This is a genomic window from Pseudoalteromonas spongiae UST010723-006, assembly GCF_000238255.3.
Classification (GTDB): domain Bacteria; phylum Pseudomonadota; class Gammaproteobacteria; order Enterobacterales; family Alteromonadaceae; genus Pseudoalteromonas; species Pseudoalteromonas spongiae.
The window spans coordinates 910,376-935,446 of the sequence record NZ_CP011039.1 but is presented as its reverse complement, the minus strand read 5'-3'; the positions used below and the strand labels follow the sequence as shown (position 1 = coordinate 935,446).

The 25,071-nt window shown below is 40.9% G+C and carries 23 protein-coding genes; 4 read left to right on the top strand and 19 right to left on the bottom strand.

Translation table 11 applies throughout. From position 1 onward, the window contains the following. Positions 1-111 precede the first annotated feature (111 nt). Entirely contained in the window at positions 112-717 is a 606-nt protein-coding gene (locus PSPO_RS04425) for a transglycosylase SLT domain-containing protein (protein ID WP_010560634.1), read from the bottom strand. A 102-nt stretch (positions 718-819) separates the two neighbouring features. After that, positions 820-2,388, bottom strand: a complete 1,569-nt coding sequence (gshA, locus tag PSPO_RS04420; RefSeq protein ID WP_010560635.1) for a glutamate--cysteine ligase — start codon at positions 2,386-2,388, stop codon at positions 820-822. A 269-nt stretch (positions 2,389-2,657) separates the two neighbouring features. Between gshA and PSPO_RS04415 the strand changes: the two genes are divergently transcribed. Next, positions 2,658-3,080, top strand: coding sequence for a hypothetical protein (locus tag PSPO_RS04415; protein ID WP_010560636.1), 423 nt, complete (start codon positions 2,658-2,660; stop codon positions 3,078-3,080). Between the two features lie 39 nt (positions 3,081-3,119). Here the strand turns inward: PSPO_RS04415 and clpB are convergent, their stop codons facing one another. The 3 genes from clpB to rluD form a co-directional block, all read right to left on the bottom strand. Then, positions 3,120-5,696 (bottom strand): ATP-dependent chaperone ClpB, encoded by a 2,577-nt coding sequence (gene clpB / locus PSPO_RS04410; protein WP_010560637.1) that lies wholly within the window; start codon positions 5,694-5,696, stop codon positions 3,120-3,122. 107 nt (positions 5,697-5,803) lie between these two features. Beyond that, positions 5,804-6,538, bottom strand: a complete 735-nt coding sequence (pgeF, locus tag PSPO_RS04405) for a peptidoglycan editing factor PgeF (RefSeq protein ID WP_010560638.1) — start codon at positions 6,536-6,538, stop codon at positions 5,804-5,806. Then, complete coding sequence (rluD, locus tag PSPO_RS04400) at positions 6,538-7,515, bottom strand: 23S rRNA pseudouridine(1911/1915/1917) synthase RluD (protein WP_010560639.1); 978 nt, start codon at positions 7,513-7,515, stop codon at positions 6,538-6,540. Before rluD ends, pgeF begins: the two co-directional genes overlap by 1 nt. A gap of 137 nt (positions 7,516-7,652) precedes the next feature. Here rluD and PSPO_RS04395 point away from each other — a divergent pair, with 137 nt between their 5' ends. Continuing rightward, a complete protein-coding gene (locus PSPO_RS04395) occupies positions 7,653-8,417 on the top strand; it encodes an outer membrane protein assembly factor BamD (RefSeq protein WP_010560640.1) in 765 nt (254 codons plus the stop codon). Between the two features lie 72 nt (positions 8,418-8,489). On the opposite strand, the gene glnB is transcribed toward PSPO_RS04395, so the two are convergent. Beyond that, on the bottom strand, positions 8,490-8,828 hold the full coding sequence (gene glnB / locus PSPO_RS04390; RefSeq protein ID WP_010560641.1) for a nitrogen regulatory protein P-II: 339 nt from the start codon (positions 8,826-8,828) through the stop codon (positions 8,490-8,492). Between the two features lie 182 nt (positions 8,829-9,010). Here glnB and PSPO_RS04385 point away from each other — a divergent pair, with 182 nt between their 5' ends. Beyond that, on the top strand, positions 9,011-9,547 hold the full coding sequence (locus PSPO_RS04385; RefSeq protein ID WP_010560642.1) for a GspH/FimT family pseudopilin: 537 nt from the start codon (positions 9,011-9,013) through the stop codon (positions 9,545-9,547). A gap of 48 nt (positions 9,548-9,595) precedes the next feature. Then, on the top strand, positions 9,596-10,117 hold the full coding sequence (locus PSPO_RS04380; RefSeq protein ID WP_010560643.1) for a GspH/FimT family pseudopilin: 522 nt from the start codon (positions 9,596-9,598) through the stop codon (positions 10,115-10,117). A gap of 155 nt (positions 10,118-10,272) precedes the next feature. Here PSPO_RS04380 and PSPO_RS04375 read toward each other — a convergent pair whose 3' ends face one another. The 13 genes from PSPO_RS04375 to murJ all read right to left on the bottom strand — a co-directional run bounded on the left by PSPO_RS04375 (position 10,273) and on the right by murJ (position 24,961). After that, positions 10,273-10,677 (bottom strand): type IV pilin protein, encoded by a 405-nt coding sequence (locus PSPO_RS04375; RefSeq protein WP_010560644.1) that lies wholly within the window; start codon positions 10,675-10,677, stop codon positions 10,273-10,275. Positions 10,678-10,679: 2 nt separating this feature from the next. Further along, a complete protein-coding gene (locus PSPO_RS04370) occupies positions 10,680-13,802 on the bottom strand; it encodes a pilus assembly protein (protein WP_021033072.1) in 3,123 nt (1,040 codons plus the stop codon). Between the two features lies 1 nt (position 13,803). Beyond that, positions 13,804-14,271 (bottom strand): hypothetical protein, encoded by a 468-nt coding sequence (locus PSPO_RS04365; protein WP_010560646.1) that lies wholly within the window; start codon positions 14,269-14,271, stop codon positions 13,804-13,806. Next, entirely contained in the window at positions 14,259-15,266 is a 1,008-nt protein-coding gene (locus tag PSPO_RS04360) for a PilW family protein (RefSeq protein ID WP_010560647.1), read from the bottom strand. The genes PSPO_RS04365 and PSPO_RS04360 overlap by 13 nt, the downstream gene beginning before the upstream one ends. A gap of 2 nt (positions 15,267-15,268) precedes the next feature. After that, a complete protein-coding gene (gene pilV / locus PSPO_RS04355) occupies positions 15,269-15,835 on the bottom strand; it encodes a type IV pilus modification protein PilV (RefSeq protein WP_010560648.1) in 567 nt (188 codons plus the stop codon). Between the two features lie 108 nt (positions 15,836-15,943). After that, entirely contained in the window at positions 15,944-16,651 is a 708-nt protein-coding gene (locus tag PSPO_RS04350; protein WP_010560649.1) for a LytR/AlgR family response regulator transcription factor, read from the bottom strand. 2 nt (positions 16,652-16,653) lie between these two features. After that, positions 16,654-17,664 carry a sensor histidine kinase gene (locus PSPO_RS04345; RefSeq protein ID WP_010560650.1) on the bottom strand — a complete coding sequence of 337 codons (1,011 nt, stop codon included), beginning with the start codon at positions 17,662-17,664 and terminating at the stop codon, positions 16,654-16,656. 15 nt (positions 17,665-17,679) lie between these two features. Next, a complete protein-coding gene (gene ispH / locus PSPO_RS04340) occupies positions 17,680-18,609 on the bottom strand; it encodes a 4-hydroxy-3-methylbut-2-enyl diphosphate reductase (protein WP_010560651.1) in 930 nt (309 codons plus the stop codon). After that, a complete protein-coding gene (fkpB, locus tag PSPO_RS04335) occupies positions 18,609-19,049 on the bottom strand; it encodes an FKBP-type peptidyl-prolyl cis-trans isomerase (protein WP_010560652.1) in 441 nt (146 codons plus the stop codon). The genes ispH and fkpB overlap by 1 nt, the downstream gene beginning before the upstream one ends. Then, positions 19,046-19,534, bottom strand: a complete 489-nt coding sequence (lspA, locus tag PSPO_RS04330; RefSeq protein ID WP_010560653.1) for a signal peptidase II — start codon at positions 19,532-19,534, stop codon at positions 19,046-19,048. The genes fkpB and lspA overlap by 4 nt, the downstream gene beginning before the upstream one ends. 9 nt (positions 19,535-19,543) lie before the next feature. Then, positions 19,544-22,372: an isoleucine--tRNA ligase gene (gene ileS, locus PSPO_RS04325; RefSeq protein ID WP_010560654.1), complete on the bottom strand. Its 2,829-nt coding sequence runs from the start codon at positions 22,370-22,372 to the stop codon at positions 19,544-19,546. A gap of 25 nt (positions 22,373-22,397) precedes the next feature. Continuing rightward, complete coding sequence (gene ribF / locus PSPO_RS04320) at positions 22,398-23,324, bottom strand: bifunctional riboflavin kinase/FAD synthetase (protein WP_010560655.1); 927 nt, start codon at positions 23,322-23,324, stop codon at positions 22,398-22,400. A 74-nt stretch (positions 23,325-23,398) separates the two neighbouring features. Next, positions 23,399-24,961, bottom strand: coding sequence for a murein biosynthesis integral membrane protein MurJ (gene murJ, locus PSPO_RS04315; protein WP_010560656.1), 1,563 nt, complete (start codon positions 24,959-24,961; stop codon positions 23,399-23,401). Positions 24,962-25,071: the final 110 nt, after the last annotated feature.

Below are 25,071 nucleotides of genomic sequence, written 5' to 3'. Positions count from 1 at the left end.
TTCAGGTTTCAGGTTTCAGGTTTCAGGTTTCAGGTTTCAGGTTTCAGCAGAAATTAAAAGCAGGTTTTAGTAATAGTCTAAAACCTGTTGTCTGAAGGCTAAAACTTCTTGTTAACTAAACAAACGTTGTAGCCAATTTTTATTTAAATCATCTTCGCACTTTTTAAGCTGCACACCATAATTACCGGTACGCACTTTCACCTTTTGCGCCGTTTTCATTAACCATGCTTTTTTCTTGTAGGTACCACGGCGATAGCCGCCCCACCCTTCATGGTAATTTAAATATTGCCCGTATGCATCCCACTTCGATACACCATTTATTTTATGAGTGTTGTAAACAAACCAGCCCATAAAATCGATAGCGTCGGCAAAATCGTCTCTGTCTGCGCCGCTATTGCCACTTTTACTTACATAATCATTCCATGTTGGTGTTTTTGCCTGTGAATATCCGTAAGCAGAGCTCGCCCTACCCGTTGGAATAAAGCCGAGGAAGTATTCCATTGGAGGCGCTGCATTATGCTTAAAAGAGCTTTCCTGAAACATCATACTCATCAGTAAGTGCTTTGGCGCTCCCCATTTTTCTTGCGCATCTTTGGCATCAAAATACCAATCTCGATGTTCAAAAAATATATCACATAGGTTATTCGGGTTTTGCGGTGGTGGCGTGGCACAACCGGCTAATGTGGCGGTAAGTACAAGTGGGATAATTTTTTTCATAATAATTTTGAACTTTTGTGTCAAAACCCTATCTCAATTATTAAGCAAAACACATTGTTTCATCCCTGAAAGTGAAACGCGGCCATTTAGCCGCGTTTTTTATTACTTAAAATAATCATCTAAGAACTTAACAAAGCTTTGCGTATCGCTGGCCTCTATTTCTTTTTGCTTGTTGTGTGATGCCACTGCTTCACGTTCAAACAAGGCTTGATCAAATACTTGATAGCCTTTGCCAAGCGTATTCTGTTTATATTCACTTGCCAGTTTTAGCGCGTAATAACCATTATCTTCTTGCTGTTCCAGCAAATGCGCTAAGAACTGTCCTGAATAAGTCAATTCAGGGTTTGCAACAGATTGTTCAAGCTTGCTAATCACCGCGCTATACTCTTGAGTACCAAATGCCTCGTCAAAGAGTTTCGCAATTTTCTTAAGCTCAGTGAAAATATCGCCAGCCCAATCACTGAGTAAATGCGCTTTGCCTTTATTAGACAATGCTAATCCAGGCTCACGTCCTTGATTAACAACAAGATCTAAGTTTGCCTGGGTTTCTACTTGTTCTTGCCACGCAAGGTCCTGTGCTGGTTTGATTGCACAATAAAGTAAGAATACATCTAAAAACTGAATCTGTTCTTTGCTGATCCCAACTTCAGAAAACGGGTTAACATCAAGTGCTCGCACTTCAATGTACTCTACTCCACCTTCAGCGAGTGCTTCGCTTGGCGTTTGCCCCGATTGCGCGTTTCGCTTTGGTCGGATCGGTGAGTAAAACTCATTTTCAATTTGCAAAATATTTTGATTAAGCTGCTTTGCTGGTTCGTCGCGGTAATCGCCAAACTGCTGATACAAATCAGAAGTCATTGAAATCGCTTGCTTAAAGCCCTCTAAATATTCTTCAAGACTGTTGTAGGTAACACGCAAGCTTGACTGCGCACTGTTGGTGTAACCTAAATCACCTAATCGCAATGACGTAGCATAAGGTAAATATAATGTGCCTTTACCTAATGACTCAAATGGTAAATTAGTTTTACGTCCACCTAAGAACGAACTGCACAATGCTGGAGATGCGCCAAATAAATAGCTGATCAGCCACAACTCTCGTTTGAAATTTCGAATCAACGAAAAGTATTTACCTGAAATATAATCACTTAATTTATTGCTGTTGCCTTCAATTTGCTGCAACTGTGTCCAAAACGCTTCAGGAAACGATAAGTTAAAATGCACACCGGCAATTGCTTGCATCATGCTGCCGTAACGATTTTTCAACCCTTGGCGATACAAAGTCTTCATTTTACCGACGTTTGAACTGCCATAGTCTGCTAATCGAATTTCATCCTGATCTTCAATAAAGCAAGGCATGCTCAACGGCCACAACTCTTCGCCATCAATGTTTGCTAGCGTAAATTTATGAATATCTTCAAGCTGCGCAAGTGTTTGCTCGATATCACTACAGGCAGGCGTAATAAATTCAAGTAAAGACTCGGAAAAATCGGTTGTGATATATGGATGCGTTAGCGCGCTGCCAAGCGCATTATGATGTGACGTTTTTGCAAGACGGTGCTTATCTATACGTAAACACTCTCGCTCGACACCTCGTTTGATACCCTTTAATACGCTCGCTGAGCCTTGTTCAGATAAGGTACTTAGTATCGAATCTATTGACACTGTTTTCAAAAATTCAGTCCTCTCACCGCGAGTCCTAGTAAGGTGGTCGCTTTTTCAATATCTTAACAATGTATGGTCAACATTACGATACCTCAAGGTGCGATGGTAAAATTATTCGTAACTAGATTTTAATAGCATTAGTACAAGATTATTTACTCTACCTAAAAGAATAATGAGATTAGTAGCTTAGGTAGATAACCAGCGCTTAAAAAGGCAGTAGCCTTAGCCAAAAGCTTGCGCTATAGTTACATTATATTTAGTCAAAGGAAAGTTAAACTATGTACAGGTTTACTGTCATAACCCTGCTACTAACAGCCCTTAGCTGCTTCATCGCCAAGGCCGATGCGAAACAGTTAACCGTTTATAGTTGGGTTGATGAAAAAGGCATTGCCCATTTTTCATATGTAGAACCATCGCACAAAAGTGGTGTTCGCTCATTTGAGCTAAAAGATCATACGTCGTTTGGTGCCGAAAAACGAAAACTAGAACTCGGTAGCGATACAGCTTCAGATAAAGCAGATCCACTGATTGCACGTAAAAAAGAATACTGTGAAAACGCAAAACATAATTTAAGCGTATTAGAGAATTACGACCAAGTTAGTCAGGTTGATGAAAACGGCCAAGAAGTGACTATTTCAGGTAGTGCTAAAGATAAATACAAAAAACAAGCACAACAGCGTATAAAAGCATTTTGCGAATAAAAAAACCACCCAATTGGGTGGTTTTTTCTTTGTTATGTTTTACTTTGAAGCAATGGCTATTTCACCGTCATGACAATCAACAACAAAACAACTTCCCGCTTTGAACTCACCCGATAACAGCGTTTGTGCTAATGGATTTTCAATGGTTTGCTGAATGGCACGTTTTAATGGACGTGCGCCAAACACTGGATCAAAGCCCGCTTCTGCAATTTTAGCCAGCGCCGCATCCGTAAGTTCAAGCTGATATCCATTATCTTGCAAACGTTGTTCAAGGCGTTGCAATTGGATCTTCGCAATATTTTCAATGTGCGCTTGTGCTAACGGATGGAATACCACTGTTTCATCAATACGGTTAATAAATTCAGGCCTAAAGTGCTGACCAATCACCGACATCAAAGTGTTTTTAAGTCCTTGGTAATCGTTATTACTTGCTTGCTCTTGGATCACATCTGAACCTAAGTTGGAGGTCATAATAATCACCGTATTCTTGAAGTCGATAGTGCGCCCTTGCCCATCAGTTAAACGACCATCATCAAGCACTTGCAGCAAGATATTGAAAACATCAGGATGCGCTTTTTCAACTTCATCAAGCAATACAACTGAATACGGCTTACGACGAACCGCTTCGGTTAGATAGCCACCTTCTTCATAGCCCACATAACCTGGAGGTGCTCCTACCAAGCGCGCGACTGAGTGTTTTTCCATAAACTCAGACATATCAATGCGCACCATAGCTTCTTCTGTATCGAACATAAAGTTGGCAAGCGCTTTCGTCAGCTCGGTTTTACCAACCCCTGTTGGGCCTAAGAATAAAAACGAGCCAATTGGACGATTGGGGTCTGCCAAGCCTGCGCGCGAGCGACGTATCGCATTTGACACCGCCACCACAGCTTCATCTTGCCCCACTACTTTCTCGTGCAGTTTTGCTTCCATTGAAAGTAGTTTATCGCGTTCACCTTGCAGCATTTTCGCTACCGGAATACCAGTCCAACGAGAGAGGATCTCAGCAATTTCGTTTTCACCAACTTTGTTAACGAGTAAGCTCATATCCTGCATTTCGGCTTGCGAAGCTAAATCAAGTTTGCGCTCTAACTCAGGGATACGACCATATTGCAATTCACTCATGCGCTGTAAATCGCCAGCACGTCTTGCCACTTCTAAATCTAATCGCGCTTGTTCTAACTCAGTTTTGATTACTTGCGTGCCCTGCAGCGATGCTTTTTCCGCATTCCACACTTCATCTAATTCATTGTACTGGCTATCAAGTTGTTTGATCTGTGCCTGAATATCTGCCTGACGCGACTTTGATGCGTCGTCAGTCTCTTTTGCTAACGCGTTATCTTCAAGCTTTAACTGAATAATTTTTCGCTCTAATCGATCTAACTCTTCAGGTTTTGAGTCAATTTGCATGCGGATATGTGAACCCGCTTCATCAATCAAATCTATCGCTTTATCTGGCAATTGACGGTCGCTGATATAACGATGAGAAAGTGTTGCCGCAGCAACAATCGCAGGGTCAGTGATTTCTACCGTATGATGCAGTTCGTAGCGCTCTTTTAATCCACGTAAAATCGCTATGGTGTCTTCTACGCTTGGTTCTTCAACCAATACTTTTTGGAAGCGGCGTTCCAACGCTGCATCTTTTTCAATGTACTGACGATACTCATCAAGTGTTGTCGCACCGACACAATGAAGCTCACCACGAGCAAGCGCAGGCTTAAGCATATTACCGGCATCCATTGCACCATCACTTTTACCAGCTCCCACCATAGTATGGATTTCGTCAATAAATAGAATAACCTGCCCTTCTTCTTTGGCAAGTTCGTTGAGAACTGACTTGAGACGTTCTTCAAATTCACCGCGGTACTTTGCACCGGCTACAAGCGCGCCCATATCGAGTGATAATACACGCTTATTTTTCAGCCCTTCAGGCACTTCACCATTAATAATACGTTGTGCGAGCCCTTCCGCAATCGCCGTTTTACCCACCCCTGGTTCACCAATGAGTACGGGGTTATTTTTAGTACGGCGCTGTAATACTTGAATCGTACGGCGAATTTCTTCATCGCGACCTATTACAGGATCAAGTTTACCTAACTCGGCGCGTTCAGTTAAATCTACGGTAAATTTCTCAAGCGCTTGGCGGGTATCTTCGGCATTTGGGCTATCAACTTTTTGGCCACCACGAATCGCGCTTATTGCGGTTTCAATCTTGTTTTGCGTTAAACCAAATTGCTTAAATAAAGTGCCCAGCGGCCCTTTATCTTCACAGGCAACTAAAATGAAGATCTCGCTAGAAATATAGGAGTCTTTGCGTTTTTGTGCGTACTTATCACATAAGTTCAGCAAGTTAGCCATATTATGTGACAACTGAACATCACCGCCCACACCGTCAACTTTAAATAACTTGTCGATTTCCGCAGACACTTTGGTCATCATTTCATCGGCATTAACACCTGCTTGTGCCAACAATGCTCGTACGCTTGAACCGGTTTGCGTAAGCAAGCTATACATTAAATGAATTGGCTCAATAAACTGATGGTCGCGGCCTAGTGCCAATGATTGCGCATCAGCAAGTGCAGCTTGAAATTTGCTAGTAAAACGATCTAATCGCATGCTTGATACCCTTAAAAAACTTAACTGTAATTATAAATGGGTATAAATTTTTTTAAGATCAAGAGAAAGGTAAAAATAGGTTAAAAATAATTACACAAAAAGTAAGGTCAATCAGCAATATAAATTATGTGTGCATTACGACCAGTGACGCCGTCGCGACGGTAGGAAAAAAATAAATTTTGTTGCGTGACGGTGCAGTATTCACCACCTGATATTGAGCTAACACCTTGCTTTTCAAGTACAATACGTGCCAACTGATAAATATTCGCAAGGTACTTATTAGGCTTGCCATCAATCGGCTGAAAACAGCTAATAGCGCCTTCATTCTTGTTACAAAACGCACTCTTTACGTCATCACCTACTTCAAATTTTTGCGGTCCAATTGCTGCACCTAAATACGCAATCAATTGGCTCGATTTAAAACAATTGAATGTATTTTCAATCACGCCATTTAATAAGCCACGCCAACCGGCATGAATTACCGCCACTTCATCACCCTGCTTTGAGCACACAAATACAGGCAAGCAATCTGCCGTCATAATCGCCAAAGGTTGATTCACCTGTTGCGTGTAAAGTGCATCAGCGTCATACAATTGATTTGCATCAGTTTGCGCATCAACACACACCACGCGAACACTGTGCGTTTGCGATAACCAAAAAGGGGCTTGTGGTAACAGGGCTGTTAAACGTTTGCGGTTTTCTGCTACATCTAGCGGGTTGTCATTTACGTGCTGCGCCAGATTTAACGACGCAAACGGCGCTTTTGAAACGCCGCCTTGTCGTGTTGTGGAAAAGGCAATCACCCTGTTCGGTACTTGCCACTTTGCTACAAGCGTGTCCACTAGTACCCAATATTAGGGTTAGCTTTGGTATCTTGACGAAGCGCTTCTTTTAATAACTTCATATCGTCTGGAATCGGCGCTTGCCAACTCATCAATTCACCGGTAATTGGATGTTCAAGCTCCAATTTTACCGCGTGTAGTGCTTGACGTTTAAAGTTGCGAAGCACTTCAATAAACTCTGGAGTCGCATTTTTAGGCGGACGAGGTCTGCCGTGATATAGCGGATCACCAATCAAAGCATGATTTAAGTGCGCCATATGCACACGGATTTGGTGCGTACGTCCGGTTTCAAGTCGCAAACGTAAGCGCGTGTGCGCTCTGAATTTTTCTGCCACACGGTAATGCGTTACAGCAGGTTTGCCAAATTCAGTTACCGCCATGTGCGTACGTTTTGTATGGTGACGACCAATTGGCGCATCTACCATGCCACCTGCGGTCATTGTGCCATTACAAATCGCCTCGTATTCACGCGTAAAGTTGCGTCTTGCTTGCAAGTTAGCAACTAAATGGGTCTGTGCTGGTACTGTTTTAGCTATCACCATCAAACCCGTGGTGTCTTTATCAAGACGATGCACAATACCGGCACGCGGTACAGAGTCGATATCAGGATAATCGTGCAGCAACGCGTTAAGCATAGTGCCATCAGGGTTGCCGGCACCGGGGTGCACAACTAAGCCGGCAGGTTTGTTAACAACTAAAATATGATCGTCTTCATACACTTTATCGAGGTCGATTTGTTGTGCTTCAAACACCACTTCGGTTTCGAGTTCAGCATGGATTTCAATCTGCTCATATCCCATTAATTTTTCACGCGGCACGTTACGTACCTCACCATCGACCTTTACCATATTGTCGAGGATCCAGTTTTTAATTCGCGAACGCGAATAATCTGGGAACATTTTTGCTAAAACTTGGTCTAGACGTTTACCGCCCAGTTCAATTGGTACTTCAGCTGATAATGTAATTTGCTCTGCCATTGTTCCGCTTAATTATGTAAAATCCAATGCAAGCTATTGCTTACTCGGTTAGAATCGCTAATATGCATAGTTTACTCGGTTTTGCTGACTGAGCCTAGGGTGGAATCCCAAACAAGATAATAAAAAGGTGTATTTTAATGACAAACGTAGTTGGGAAGCGTTCGCTTAGTAAACGTTCATTAGCGCTAGCGCTTGCAATCTCAGTGTTATCAGCATGTTCTTCAGCGCCGGACGAAGAAGACATTCAAAGAGTTCCGAATAAATCGCCACAGGCACTTTATCAAGATGCCAAAGAAACGCTTGATTCAGGTTTATATGTACGCGCAATCGAGTTACTAAGCGCGATTGACTCACGCTACCCATTTGGACCGCTATCAAAACAAGTTCAGATGGACCTTATTTACGCCTATTATCAATCAAATAATACCGAACAGGCTACGGCAACCATTGACCGTTTTATTAAATTAAACCCAAATCACAAAGATTTAGATTACATGTATTACATGCGTGGTTTAGTAAATATTAAAGCTCATGAAAACGCATTCCAAGAGTATTTTGGTATTGATCGCGCTGATCGCGACACCAAGCGCACACGAATCGCATACGAAGATTTTGCTACGCTTGTTAAAAATTACCCTGACAGTAAATACACTACCGAAGCCAAAAAACGCATGGCGTGGCTGCTTAATAAAATGGCACGTTACGAGCTAAAAGTGGCAAACTATTATTATGATCGTGAGGCATACCTTGCGGCGGCAAACCGCTGTAAGTATGTAGTAGAGCACTTTTCAAAAAGCAGTTATACCAAACAAGCCCTTGAGCTAATGGTAAAAAGCTACGATAAGCTTGGGCTGAGTGAGTTAAAAAATAATGCACAAGCCGTGCTAGATGCAAACAAATAAACGTGCACTTGGTATGCAAAAAAGGGGCTAGTTCAGCCCCTTTTTTATGTTTAAAAGCTTAAAAAAATAAGTTTATATAGCAGCTTCGTCTTCTTCTTTTGTACGAATACGTACCACGCGCTCAATATCAGAAACGAATATCTTACCATCACCAATTTTGCCTGTTTGCGCCGTTTCTACAATAACATCAACGGCACGGTCTACATCTTCATCGGCAAGTACAATATCTAATTTTACTTTCGGTAAAAAGTCCACCATGTACTCGGCGCCGCGATACAGTTCGGTATGCCCTTTTTGCCTACCAAAACCTTTCACCTCGCATACCGTCATACCTGTGATGCCGATTTCTGACAGCGCTTCACGAACGTCATCGAGTTTAAATGGTTTGATGATTGCTTCTATTTTTTTCATAGATATGTTTCCAATATGCTTAATGCCACCATTCTATCGCGTTAACTAATCAATTCAAGGTATTTACTTATAGACATATTGGTAATTATTTTCATCAATATAAATAACTGTTCTAAAAGAATTATACAATCTACTAGTCTGGATTTTTCAAAAGCGTATAATTACTAAAGGAGGTACAAAATATGAAATATGTACAACAAGGTGTCACGTTACTTGAAGTCATGATCGCTGTTGCTATTTTAGGCATAGTAGCAGCAATAGCACTACCGAATTTAGGCTCAGTCATGGAATCAGATCGTGCCGATAATTTTATTACCGAATTTAGCAGAACAATCAAATACGCTCGAGCAAAAGCTACAACTACAGATGAGTTTGTCGTAATTTGCCCTATAGCAAACCCGAATGGCGGAGGGGGTTGCTCTTCTGATTGGAAGAACAATCCAATAGTTGCTTTTGTTGATAAAGAACAAGATTTTAACTTGAATACAGATACAGATCTTCTGATTAGAACTATGTCATTGCCCAACTCTCTCGACAATGTGATTCAAGGTAAAGGCACTACTGCAATTACCATTGATGGTCAAGGTAGAGTAAACCAAGAACATCAGTTTGTAATTTGCCCAAATGGAAACAATGACAATACGTCAGCACTTCAAATAAGTTTATCGGGTAATACTTGGAAATTAGGACGTAATGTATTAACTTGCGGCACCGTATAATTATACTACCCTTGTAGATACAATTTAATATTTATTAAGGCTTCAAGGATGAAGCATTATACGGATGGTTATTCCCTTGTAGAGGTATTAGTGTCAGTTGCTTTAATCGGCACATTAGCAAGTCTTACTCTACCTAATTTATCTCGCGTTGCAGCCCAAAACCGCCTAGATAGTTCAATGTATACTATTTTAAAAACGATGCATTTAGCTAGAGCTGTGGCAGTATCTAATTCAACCTATGTGACAACTTGTCCCCTTATATCTGGAAGCTGTACAAAAAGTTGGAACAATAAAATTTTTACTTTTAACGATTTAAACGCGAATTTATCTTTGGATGAAAACGAACAAATAATAAAAGTCCTAGATAAAATCAATATTAACGATGAGCTTTCCTACCCTCGCCAAGCCATAACATATAGACCAAATGGTTCAATCAGTTTTATGCAATCAGGCAGCTTCATTTACTGTAATAAAACTTACCCTCGTCTAACTGGTAACCAAATCACAGTTAGTCAAGTAGGTCGAGTGCGTATTCGAGACTCTGATAGGTGTACAACTCCTGATTTATAGCGCACAAAACTCCTATTAATTGAAGCACTAATAATTCATTAACAGTATATTCTCCCTTTAAAATTAAATAATGCCAACATGTTCGAGTAACACAAAAAAGCACCCCGCTGGGTGCTTTTTATTTAACATCTTCCATCCTGAGTCAGAATAACATTTTACCTGTTCCAGCAGGTTGCATCGCCACCTGAACCGCTTGATGTTTTTTGACCCAAATCATCAATCTTAAAACTGGAGCATTCAGGGTCTTTTGTGGCAGGATAATCAAGCGGACTAGCTGTTACAGAAAATGCAGTTCCGTCAGAAGTAAGCGTAAGAGTAAATAGCCCCGAATCGCTTTTATCTGACACTCCCAAATCACTTAGTGCTGACGTATATCTATGGTTATCTGCGAAAAACTGCTCTTGCCTACTTGCGATGTCTAAAAGAGAAGTCATTGCCTCTGCACGCGAGCCTTTGTAAAGGTAATTAACGTAAGAAGGATATGCAAGAGCTGATAAAAACCCTATTATTCCAACTACTATTATCACTTCAATCAAAGTAAAGCCTTCGTGTTTTTTCATTACTAATTAACCTTGTTACTTGTTTCACGATACATGTAGCTGCGATGTGTTTTAAAACCAGCAAAGCCACTTGTTAAATTAATCTTACAATTTTCACCATTTTCGTCGCAAACGAGTTCTGGGACAGCACTGTCATTAATCGATTTCGCCTTTATAATGCCTGAATTGTTTTCACCTGCTCCAATACCAATAAGCAAGAACTGAGACTTTTCGTCACCATCCTCAGAAAAAACTAATTCTGGTGTAGGAGGAATACTATCGCCCGTTTCAGTGTATGTATCCTTGTATACATTAACTGCATAGTGTAAATGAAGTGCATATAAACGGCCAGTGCCACCAGTTAGCGAACATTCATCTGTATTTGGAGAACCAGCCATAAAAGTCGGAAAATAAGCAACTCCTCCAATTATCGCTGGCTTAGCTAAAGCTTTTTCACCCATTCCAGATAGTGCATATTTCCATCCACTATACTTTGCTAACTCAGCTTCTTTAGCAATAAAGTCATCTGGTGCTGATGTTAAGCTACCAAATGTCGATGTATCAATCGCCATTAAATCATCCGAGTCAATACTCGCTGGCGGATTAGATTTAAATGATTCTGTAATAACATTGATGTCTCGCATCATGTACAAACTATCATTACTGGACTGATCTAAAGGACTAGTTCTATCACCACTACCTATTACTACAGCTTCAAATGGAACTATCATACGTGTTGCACTAACGACTTGGTTATCAGTTCTAAAGGTTGTCACCCTGCTGTAATAACTGCGTGCAACCTCTGGTTGATAAAAGAATTTACCTGGCAAGCTAGCGAATTCAAATGCAGACCAATCAGAGGTGTTAGAGCCAGCTAAATCGATACGCCAAACTTTACCACCGGTATCCGCTGCGTATAGCCTATCTGTGTATCCATCATAATCTGAATCCAACGTCGCAATTCTTCCAACAATACTGTCATTGCCGTCAAATGAAATGTCATCAGTGCTCCATACCTCATTACCTGTTTCAGCATCTACAATGTATACACCAGCTCCAACAGTATTGCTGGCACCATTTTCAAATTGCTCCTTATCATAGCCTGCACCAAATACTAACAATGGTTTTTCTGCGTAGGATGGTAAATTTATATAAATCACCCTAGGTTGAGACCAGGTTTGCCCTAAATTAGGATAATCAGATGCCCCCTTGGCCCAGAGTAGCTTCGGATTCTGGCGGTCGGAAATATCTAACGCATAATAAGTGCTACCGCCTCTTCGCATCCCCATAAATGCCCAAACTTTTTCTGTTGAGTTAACTTTACCGTCACCATTAGCATCATCATGATAGATAGTCGGTGTTAGATCCATTCCATACAACTTACCTGGAATATTATCTCTTAAGCCAGGTTGAATACTAAACAACTCAGAAGGAATAAATGACCAAACTTCCGTTGCTTTAGTTTCACTAGTATCTTCAAAAAAATGGACAAAGCCAGCATTAGTACCAAACAGTAAATATGTCGAGTCATTACTGTCATTGCCCGCAGTGCCATATGTAATGGCCGCAGGCTTTGAATGAAGTGCATCTCCTAATATATGGTCACGTAAAGCGACTTCACCTTCTTCATTTTTTTCAATGCCCCTCATCCAATCCATCATGTCTTTGGCTTCCTGATCAGTAGCACTGCTACCAGAATAATCTTTGAGTGCAACCTTTATCTTCGCTAGAACAGTTGTATTTTCGCTACTGAAATCCCCCAAGTCCGTGAATATTTTTCGTTGAACAGGATTTGTAATTTGCTCATCTAATCCACCTAACATTACATTACTGCCATCTTTGGAAGGAACATCTCCTTCGCTCGGCTCATAATCGCGCCAAAATGTTTTAGCCTCTTTATCTATTTCACCTTTGCTATTAATTGCGTTCTTATTGTCCTGATCAACAATATTGTATCCATTAATTTTCAGCTTTTTAATGTTACCATTCCAACGAGATGAACCTAACGGCGAAAACAGTGAGTAATAAACATACTCTTTCGTTCGAGTGCTATCACTCTGACTCGCTGCAACGGATGGAGATGTAAAGTTACCCGATACTTCAACTATTTTCCGCAATGTTGCCTTTAAGTTCGTGTTTAACTGAGTCGGATCGCTGGTATCATAATAATCACCATCTCCTTTTTTAGCCGCGGCCTCTAGCATCCCTTGACCTTTCTCGCTCATACCGTTACCAAAACCAATAGTGAAAGTTTTAATATTATTTGTTTTTTGGTCTTTTGAGTAAACATCGTTATTCGCCATAAATTCAGCAATTCGTGGAAAATGCTGATACATTGCGGCTAGAGTATATACGTTTCCATTTTTGTCTGTGTATGTTGCATCTGTGTAACTGGCATCCGGTAACAGACCTTGTATTGAAGCAGCAGCATTGTGATAGTTACCGCTTGAACTAGGATCACCATCGGTCATCATAATGAAGTATGCATCATTATCACAACGTGGTTGATAACTTCCGTTTGGGCCTGTTAGATTTGCAAAAGGGGAAATGTAATACCCGTCTTTTTCTATCGATTTGTCACGTTCGCTGTCTAAATACCCTCTTTCAAACACGGGGCCACCACTAAAGTAACTATATGCTTGATAAGCTGAATCTGTTATCGGCGTACCACCAGAGCCATCTAAGTTGTTGACGATTGTTTTTAAGTCAGCTTTTGATTTCTTTCCAATTCCCGCAACTATATAGCTAACATAACTATCAAAAATACCAATACCGAATTCAACATCTTTTGAATCTTCAATAACACTAGTTACTGCTTCTTTGGCGACCTGTAAACGACTTGCAGGACATTCTTTATAGGTAGCATTATAACCATCACGACATTTAAAAACGCTTCCATTTACTGTTTTACTAACGCAATCAATTGTATTGTTATAAAAGTCACGACATCTATTACCGTTAACTGACGAGTATTGCATACTGCCTGAAGTATCAAACATCAACATTACTCTCGCTTTCTCTTTCTCTTGTAAAAGTGCATTAATGTATAGCTCAATGTCCTCTGCAAACGCGTTCGGACTCAAACAAAGAATAGAAATAAGAAAACAAACTAAAACTCTCATTTTCGTATACGATTTAGCTATCATTTTAAGAACCTCCCATCATTTCTTGTTCAATACCCGTATTTAGTGTCATCGTATGTTTATTCCCTTTACCATAACTTTTTGAAGTAATTAACTTTAAGTAATTACATTTCATCCTTGGTGTTGGCGCAAAACGTGGCGGACAATCTAATAAATCCGATACAGTACTGTTATTTTCATTAACCATTACAATGTTAGACCCCGATGTAGAGAGCGTGATGGACTCTGACGGATAAGCTCTTTTCTTCATTAGAAATCTATTGCCCGACTTTTTCGCCAATTCATCTTTAATGGCCTCTTCAGTATTACCTCGTGCGACTGACTCTGTCATATAGCTTTCCTGCGTAGCGATAATCATCTTACTATCGAGAGCACTGCCACTCATAACGCTAACAGCTATTCCTGATACCATTAAAATCATTAATATTGCACCAACAAGAACAACACCCTTTTGTTTATTTAAATTGCCCATTGATCTGTCCCCACATTTACTAAGCGTACAGTTGATGTTAATAGTTTACGTCTGAAGTTATCATCAAAGCTTAACCTTCTTGTATGTTCGCCTTCTCCACCCAAGATAAAAGTCTGACTTCCTGGAGGATTATCTCTATCCTCTTCAAGCGTTCTAACAAGTATAAAAATTTGAACACTGGTAACGACTGCGTTTTGTTGGTCCCAGTCAGTCTGAGACATTTGTGATGATGTTTTATACATATCCACACGTGAATCACTATTTGTGTCTAAACCAAACAAAAAACGAATATTTTCAACTCCTTCCATCACTGTTTCAGAAATCATCTCTCCATTTGAGAGACGCATTCGCCTTAATGTCGGTACTTCTACAGCTTTACCATTAAGTGTGTATGACTGATCCTGAACAAAATATACATTGTGTGCATACTCCCAAACTTTTGCATTCCCACTGGTGCTCAGCCCGCCTCCAGTCCCTCTTAAAAAACGTGCCGTTTGGGGAGTGCCAATAAAGTAAGTATTTGAAGAAACAGTGGCTCCAGTAACTTCTTCACCCAAAACACGCTTAACTTGAAGAATATCACTACCCGAAGTTGGACTACTTATACAACTTAGTTCATTTGATGACTCTGCTTCTTTTGAATAAAATACTTTAAAAGCAGAATTGGAACCCAATTCTGGAAATGTTCCATTGTTAACACCTTCGAAGCAATCGTCTGATGGAGAGCTCGGAGGAGCATTAGTTAGAAAAGAAGCATTGGGTGTAAGCAAAAAATTCCCCCAAAAGCCGGCTAACTCGATATCTCTTTTTAATATATCCATAGCCAGTCTACCTGACTCCTGGAGCTCTCCCATATCTAAAGTATCGGAAGTACTCATCTTCATGCCCATATAAGTGAACATGACACCGGCAAGCACAAAACCACCGACAAACAAAGAAAGTAGCAATTCAAGCATTGTAAAACCTAGCTGGTTTTGTAAGTTACTTTTGGTCATTATCAAGCCTCCCTCATAAACACATAACTATCCAATACAACAGTTCTACGGTTTGAAATCGTCCCACACTGAATATCTTTATTTGTAGCTTCAGTTAGTTTTTGTCGTCCTTGCCAAGCCACCACTACTCTGAGAAAAACACCATTGTCATCCGCCGTAGGTCTAATACATACAGTGCCATTTGCAAGTGTTCCTGTGTTATCTGCAACACGTAACGCTTTTTGCCATTGAGAAAGATCATATTCTGCAATATCACTCGAAGAACAACGTATATTTAAACAATTTTTCGACACAGGTGTATTTTTATAACTAAAAGTTTTACTATAGTTAACTACGATATCTGCTGTGTCGTTCGCTCTAATTCTTTCCATTATATCGTTAGCGAGCGCCAACGCTGCACTACGTTGGTTAGCATCGTAACTGGCCTGCTTTGCATTAGTTTGCAACGCTACAGTGCCAAGTAAACCCACTGTCAAAATAATAAAAGCTACAAGCACTTCAATAAGTGTGAAGCCTTTGTTTGCTTGTTGCCTTGGTAATGAGGAAAAAGGTGACGAGTTTGCTCTCATTTTTCATTCATCCTTTAAGCTGAAAATTTTCTAGCTTAATAATCGCTGAACGAAATATGAAACTCAATTAACAGGGTGTTAACGGTTAAGATTTCAGATAAACGGTAGTTATTGCTGAATTAGCTGTTTAATATGCGGCCACTCGCGTCTGCTAACTTCTACTTTTTCATTAAAATCTAATAGTTTAAGCCAGTGCTTGTTGTGATCTTGGCCAATTTCGGTCAAGTAGCTTTGATTAACAATTGTGTTGCGGTGCACTCTCACAAAGTAAGATTCAAATTCTGATAAGAGTTTTTTTAACGAACCTTCAATTAATACGCTTGTATTTGGCGTAATGACACGCAAGTATTTATCTTCCGAACGAACGAGTCGAACATCTGATACCAACACACTTTTGTGAATTCCACCTTCGATGTACTCAATAGCGGCCTGCTGCTTTAAAGCAGTTTGCGCGCGATGTGAAATTTTCAGACCATCTATCGCTTTTGCAAGTGCAACTTCATCAATCGGTTTAACTAAATATCCTTGCGGTGCTACCGCAAACGCAGGAAGCGCTTTATCTGGGTAAGCGGTGATAAAAATAATCGCGGGCGGTGGGTTAAATTCTTTCAATTTTTCAGCAAGTTCTATCCCTGATAATCCAGGCATTTCGATATCAAGCAATGCTAAATCTGGCACTAAGTCGCTACACGCCAGTAACGCCTGCTCAGCGTTTTCCGCAAGCGACATTATGTTAAAGTCTGGTCTTAATTTTTGCAGTAAACGTGCGATCCGCGCGCGCGCTAACGGTTCATCATCAACAATTAATACATTCATTGCTATCTCGGGATCACCAACTTAGTGCGAAAACTATCGCCTTGAACAAAATGAGTCAATTTTGCCCGTTTACCAAAATACATTTGCAGCCGCTCTTTAATATTCTCTACCGCAATACCATTGCTAGGCCTCGATTTAGATGCTTCAGGCAAGTACGGATTATCGACAATGAGCGACACTGAACTGTTACTTACTAATAATTGCACTGAAATATGCGATGAACTCACACTTGGCTCAACGCCATGGCAAATCGCATTTTCTAAAAGAGGCTGAATAGTCAACGCAGGTATTTTAAGTTCAGGTAAGTGCTCTGGAATTTGCCAATCAACGGTTAATCTATCACCAAAGCGCCAAGACTCAACTAGCATATATTGTTGGGCTAATAATACGTCTTTTTCAAGTAAAATCGCTTCATCGCAATGCATTGCAGCACGGGATAAGTCTGCCAGCGCTAAAATTGTTTTTTCAGCATCTTGTGCATCGTGATACACCAATTCAGCTGCCATATTAAGACTGTTAAACAAAAAGTGTGGTCTGATCCGAGCTTGTAACGAACTTAACTGCGCCTTAGTGGCGACTTGTTCTGAATGGCTGCGCTCTGCATGCATAATGCTAAATTGCGCGTAAAGCATTGCGATTATAAACGCGATAAGCAAATTTCGTGTTAAAAATTCGAGCAGCGAAATGTCATCTAAAATCTCAAACGAATAAACAAAGTAGCTGGTTGCAACTGTAAAACCGCATATAAGTAGGACTAGTACAATAAGTTGCTGCTGATAACTTGCTTTTTGCAACTGACTTTTAAGCAAATAAATTGACGTTAAACTGGTGAGTGAAACAAAATGAATAAACAGACTAACGGGTGCGAGGGCAAGCCAAGGGTCGCGGTGAATAAGAGGTGAGAAGGTTAAAATAACGGCCAACAGTTGGCCGACAATAATTACTGCTAACAGTGCGCGGTCATTAAGTAAGCTTGCTAATAAATCGCCTTTAATTTGATTCATCGAAATCATTAGCAAGCCTTGTCGTTATCTCAATTCAGCAGGTACCGCAAAGATGATATTTTCTTCTTCACCTGGGTTTTCAATTGCTTCTGTGCCACCCCATGCTTTGAGTTGGTCTACCACTTGTTGCACCAAGACTTCTGGTGCAGATGCTCCTGCTGTTACACCGACACTCGTTACACCTTCAAACCAGACTTGTTCCATTACGCTTGCATCATCAATTAAGTGTGCAGGTGTTCCTACTTTTGCACTTAACTCACGTAAACGATTTGAGTTAGAACTGTTTTTAGCGCCAACCACTAATACTAAATCACTCTTATCGGCTAAATCACGCACCGCATCTTGGCGATTTTGTGTTGCATAGCAAATATCGTCTTTACGCGGACCATGAATGTTTGGGAATTTTACTCGCAGCGCATCAATCACATCAGCAGTATCATCCACCGACAGTGTTGTTTGGCTACAGTAGAACAAGTTATCCGCATCTTTCACTGAAAGTGTTGCTACATCTTCTGGTGTTTCCACCAAGTAAATGCCGCCGTCATCATTGTCGTACTGACCCATAGTACCTTCCACCTCTGGGTGACCATGGTGACCAATTAACACACATTCTGTGCCTTTGCGGCTAGCGCGTGTTACTTCCATATGCACTTTTGTGACAAGTGGACAGGTTGCATCAAACACTTTAAGCTCGCGACGTTTAGCCTCTTTGCGTACCGCTTGCGATACGCCGTGAGCGCTAAAAATAACAATGTTATCGTCAGGTACCTGGTGCAATTCTTCAACAAAAATTGCACCGCGATCCTTAAGACGATTAACCACATATTTGTTATGCACAACTTCGTGACGCACGTAAATAGGCGGCTTAAATAAGTCTAAAGCACGTTCAACAATGCTAATCGCTCTATCAACCCCTGCGCAAAAGCCACGAGGGTTTGCTAACAAAATTTTCATTAATTTCGCACTTCTAAAATTTCAACTTCAAACTCAACCTGTTGTCCCGCTAATGGATGATTAAAATCAACCGTTACAGAGTCACCCGCCACTTCGCGAATTAAACCAGGAAGGTCGGTGCCATCAGGTTGTGTAAACGCGATAATTGCGCCTACTTCAGCCGGTGTATCTGAACCAAATTTACTGCGGTCAACATAGTAAACATTATCAGGATTAGGCATACCAAATGCATCTTCTGGCGCCAGCGTAAAGCTTTTTTCATCGCCTGCGTATAAGCCTAACAAACACTTTTCAAAATTTGCAGTTAAGCTACCATCACCCATCACTAGTTTAGCTGGCTTGTTATGAACTTTCGTTGAATCGGCAGCTGAGCCATCTTCTAATTTGATTGAAAAGTGAAAAATTACTTCTGAGTTTTCACCAATCTTTAAATCTGTCATTTATCGCTCTCTTTTTGCTCAAAAAACGCATCAAGTAACAGCAACGCTGCGCCAATGCTGATTGCAACATCAGCAATATTAAACACAGGGAAATCATATTGCTGGTAATATACATGTAGAAAGTCTATTACGTATCCATGTACTAAGCGATCAATCAAATTACCAATTGCACCTGCTAACACTAATGCGTACGCACTGCATAGTAATTTGTTAGTTGCTGGTAATTTTTTTAGCCAATAAATCAGCAGTACACTGATCGTCACTGCGATTATACTAAAAAAGTATTTTTGCCAGCCACCCGCTTCGCTTAAAAAGCTAAATGCAGCACCATAGTTGTGCACATAAGTGAAATTAAATACTGGCAGAATATCAATTGTTTGGTAGAGAGACATTTCTGTGCTCACTATCCATTTAGTAATCTGGTCTAGTGCCAGCAAAATGATGCTGAGCACTAACCAAATTAGACCACTACGTCCTTTTAACACACAAATCCCCTATGCAAATTGACGAACTTCACCTTCGCCATCTACGTTGGTTACACAGCGGCCACAAATATCTTTGTGCTCTTCGTGAGTGCCTACATCATCGCAGTAATGCCAACAACGCTCACACTTTTCTGCTGATGTTGCTGCTACCGAAATAAACAAACCGTCAATTTCGCTTGCAACCGCATCTGCTGGACGGTTTTCTTTATTTTCAACAACAGCTTTTGAGGTAAGCAATACGAAGCGTAACTCATCGCCAAGCGCATTCAGTTGCGCTTCAAGCTCAGTTCCCACATACAAGGTAACTTCTGCTTGCAATGTTGCGCCGATTTTCTCTTCTTTACGTGCAGCTTCAAGTACTTTGTTTACCTCAGCGCGCACTTCTAAGAGTTGCTGCCAGAAAGCGTTATCTAGCTTAGCTGAATCTGCTTTCACCAGACCTTGGTACCATTCACCTGTAAATACAAACTCATCACGCTTACCTGGCAGTACTTGCCAGATTTCTTGTGCAGTGAAGCTCATAATTGGTGCCATCCAGCGCGTCATTGCTTCAGCAATATGATAAAGCGCAGTTTGACATGAACGACGTGCAACACTATCGGCTTTTGCTGTGTATTGACGATCTTTAATTACATCTAAGTAGAACGAGCCTAATTCAACGGTACAGAAGTTCATTAGCTTTTGTGTTACTACCAGCATTTGATATTCATCGTATGCTGCAACTAGCTCGTCTTGTAATACAGCGGCACGGTCTAAGATCCAACGATCAAGAGCAACCATTTCATCTGCTGCAAGCATATCTGTTTCTGGATTAAAACCATTTAGGTTCGCTAATAAGTAACGTGCAGTGTTACGAATACGGCGGTAACGATCTGCTGAACGTTTGAAGATTTCGTCCGAAACTGTCATCTCTGCTGTATAATCAGTAGACGCAACCCATAAACGCAGGATATCTGCACCCATTTTGTTCATGATATCTTGCGGCGAAATTACGTTACCCAGTGACTTCGACATCTTGCGACCATTTTGGTCAACCGTAAAGCCATGTGTAAGCACTTGCTTATATGGTGCGTGACCGTTAATCGCAACTGATGTCATCATTGACGACATAAACCAACCACGGTGCTGGTCAGAACCTTCAAGATATAAATCAGCAGGACCTGTTAGTTCTTCACGTGCATCAACAACACATGCGTGTGTTACACCTGAATCAAACCAAACATCTAAGGTGTCTTGTACTTTTACGTATTGCTCTGCGTCTTCAGCACTTAGTAGCTCAGTTACTTCTAAGTCATACCAAGCTTGAATGCCCTTTTCTTCCACCTTTGCAGCAACTTGCTCGATAAGCTCGGCAGTATTCGGGTGAAGGCTACCTGTATCTTTATCAACGAATAACGCAATTGGCACACCCCACGTACGCTGACGTGAAATACACCAATCCGGGCGGCCTTCAACCATGTTCGCAATGCGGCTTTCGCCCCACTCTGGTAGCCACTGAGTCTTTTTGATTTCGCTTAATGAATCTTGACGCAAATTTGCCTGATCCATACTAACGAACCACTGCGGCGTTGCACGGAAAATAATTGGCGTTTTATGACGCCAGCAATGCGGGTAACTGTGATTAAACGCATGATGATGCATTAATGCGCCTTTCTCAGTTAATACGTCAATTACGCTCGCATTCGCTTTAAATACATGTTGGCCTGCAAATAGTTCAGTATCAGGTAAGTACACACCATTAGCACCCACCGGGTTAGCTACTTCTAAGTTATATTGCTGACCCACAACAAAGTCTTCTTGACCGTGACCCGGTGCAGTATGAACCGCGCCCGTACCAGAATCTGTTGTTACGTGCTCGCCTAAAATCACAGGAACCGTGAAATCGTAGAATGGGTGATTTGTTTGCAATAATTCAAGGTCTGAACCTTGGCAATAACCAAGTGCATGGAACTTATCCACGCCATAACGATCCATTGCATCTTTTACTAAGTCAGATGCTAATACTAAACGCTGCTTACCTTGTTCAGTTTCAATTTGAACTAAGCTGTACTCAAGACCTTCATGCACTGCAACCGCACGGTTAGCAGGCAGTGTCCAAGGTGTTGTAGTCCAAATAACAATGCTAATATCGCCTTCGCCTTCATGACCATCCGCTAAGTTAAACTTAGAGATAAGTGCTGCTTGATCAGTAAAGGTGAACTTAACATCGATTGCAGGCGATTGCTTGTCTTGGTACTCAACTTCTGCTTCAGCAAGTGCTGAACCACAATCTGTACACCAATGAACTGGCTTAGAACCTTTATGAAGGTGACCGTTTTTAATAATGCGGCCTAATACGCGAATCGCGTTTGCTTCAAAGTCGAAGTTCATTGTTAAGTAAGGCTTGTCCCAATCACCGAATACACCAAGGCGTTTAAAATCTGCCTTTTGGCCTTCAACTTGCTTTTTAGCGTAGTCGCGGCACTTTTCGCGGAATTCGGCAACAGATACTTTTTTACCTGGCTTGCCTACTTTCTTTTCTACTTGTAGCTCAATTGGTAAACCGTGGCAGTCCCAACCTGGAACATACGGTGCATCAAAGCCTGAAAGCGTCTTAGACTTAATAATAATGTCTTTAAGAATTTTATTTACAGAGTGACCTAGGTGAATATTGCCATTCGCATACGGAGGGCCGTCGTGCAAAATGAAAGATTTCTTGCCTTTCTTAGCGGTGCGAATTTGACCATATAAGTCTTTTTCGTACCAAGATTTAAGCATTTGTGGTTCGCGTTTTGCTAAGTTACCACGCATTGGAAACTCAGTTTCCGGCAAATTTAAGGTATGTTTGTAGTCGCTCATTTAATTCTACTTTCCGTATCGGCTACTAAATTAAATCAAAATAGGCTTTTGCATCGTCAACATCACGCGAAATTTGCGCTGTTAACTGGGCAAAGCTATCAAACTTTATTTCATCTCGAAGTTTATGCACAGGTGCAACTTCGATAATCTGACCATAAAGGTCACAATTAAAATCAAAAAGGTGCGCTTCTAAAAGGGTGCGCTTGCCATTAAATGTTGGCTTAGTGCCAATATTAGCAACCCCGTAATAAATCTTATTTGCTACTGTGACTTGTACACAGTACACACCACTTAACGGACTAACTTGTCGTTTAAGCGGAATATTTGCCGTCGGAAAGCCTAGTTCTCGACCCTTCTTCCAGCCATGTACCACTTTACCAATAACACTGTAAGTTCGGCCTAACATTTCATTTGCCAGATGAATATCACCTTGGCTCAATGCTAAGCGAATTGCAGTGCTACTCACGCGGCAATCTTTTTGTCGCAAGCTTGCGGTACTTTTTACATTAAAGCCATGCGTTGCACCGCTTATTTGTAACATTTGATAATTGCCACTGCGACCTTTACCAAATCGAAAATCATCGCCCACAGTTAACGCAGCTACGCCAAGTTTTTCAACCAGTACGTGCTCAACAAACTCGTCAGCAAATTGATTCGCAAATTTCTCGTTAAATTTTATACAAATAACACGTTCCACCCCTAATTGAGACAATAACGCTAGTTTGTCTCGTAAACGTGTTAAACGTGCTGGTGCATCACTTTTTCTAAAATACTCTTGTGGCTGAGGTTCAAATATCATTACCGTACTGGGCAATTGATATTGTTTTGCATCTTGAATTAGCCCTTTGATAACCGCTTGGTGACCTAAATGCACACCATCGAAATTACCAATGGTTAATACACAGCCTTTATGTTTTGGCCTTATATTGTGTATACCGCGGATTAACTCCATTACGTACTAGCAAACCTCAAAAAAAAGTGAATTAAAATTTAAGCGCCCGATTATAGACTTTTTTTACTCGATTATCAGTTAATATTTTTTATTTGTCTGAATCGCACACCCATGAGCACAAGCAGTAAAAAATAAACAACTACTGCGACCACGATAAATCCACTTAACAAAGCCACTTGTTGCATAAAGCCTTGCTGCTGCCATGGGAAATAGTGCTGTAATTGAGAAACAGCTAAAAACATTAAAATACTGGCTATTAAACACTTTACGAAGAACCATACAGTGGTTTTCGACACCCCATAAACACCCTGCTTGTGCAAAAAGTAATAGAGTAAAATTGCATTACAGGTAGCTGAAAGCGATGTTGCCAGCGCTAAACCTAAATAGCCAAACATTGGGGCTAGTATTAAATTAAACACCATATTTAATACCATTGCGGCTACGCCAATTTTGGCTGGTGTTTTAGTATTTTGTTTCGCGTAAAAAGCGGGGGCCAGAACCTTAATCAACATAAAGCTTAACAGGCCAAACGCATACGCAGTAACACCCATTGCCACCTTTTCAATATGATTGCCGCTGGCCATAAATTCCCCATGACCAAACAACACATTAATAATCAAAGGCGCTAACACTATTAAACCAAAACAGGCGGGAATGCCAAGCCAAACAACAAAACGTACGCCCCAGTCGACTGTGGCTTGAAACTGTTTAGGATCATCATTGACATGTAGCTTAGACAAGGTAGGCAAAATAACTGTCGCAATACCAATACCAAATAAGCCAAGTGGAAATTCAATTAAACGGTCAGAATAATAAAGCCAAGCAACTGAGCCGGTAACTAAGAACGATGCAATCACTGTATCTAACAACAAGTTGATTTGGCTTACCGAAACACCAAACATTGCAGGTAACATTAACGTACGCACTTTCTTTACGTTTTTATCGCGCCACGCAAATGTTGGTTTTACCAGCACATTATTTTTTCGTAAAAATGGCAGTTGAAACAAAAGCTGTACTAGGCCACCGATAAACACACCAAGTGCCATAGCAAATGCACCAAACTCAAATTTATCGTGAAAGTAATATGCGCAACCAATAATAGAGATATTTAATAAAACAGGCGTAAAAGCGGCAACCGAAAACTGGTTGTAGACATTGAGTACTGCGCCAGATAACGCCACAAGACTAACAAAAAACAAATAAGGAAAGGTTAATTTAAGCATTTGACTGAATAGTTCATACTTAAACCCTTCTGCACCGCCAGTAACATATTCATTGTACCAACCCGGTGCAAATATCGCGGCAACTACACCTGATCCTAACACCCCAAGAATTGTGACAATTAATAACACCGTACCGAGTGTGCCTGCTGCTTGGGCTACAAATATGCGTACTCCGTTGTCGCCGTCTTTTTCTTTTACTTCAGTTAATACGGGTACAAAAGCTTGCGCAAATGCTCCTTCGGCAAAGAGGCGACGTAAAAAATTGGGGATTTTATTAGCAAATAAAAAAATATCAGCAGCAGCACCTGCGCCGAGTAAATGAGCCGTAACCGCATCGCGAACCAATCCTAAAATACGGGAAATAAAGGTCATTAAACTCACAACCATGCCCGAACGAAATAGGCCTTTTGCCACTGCTCCCCCTACGCTTTAATAACCGACAATAAAATTAAGTTGCTCAGTATGCCACAAACTTCTTATGTGGTGACACACGCGTATGCAGTTTATAACGATAAATTATCGTG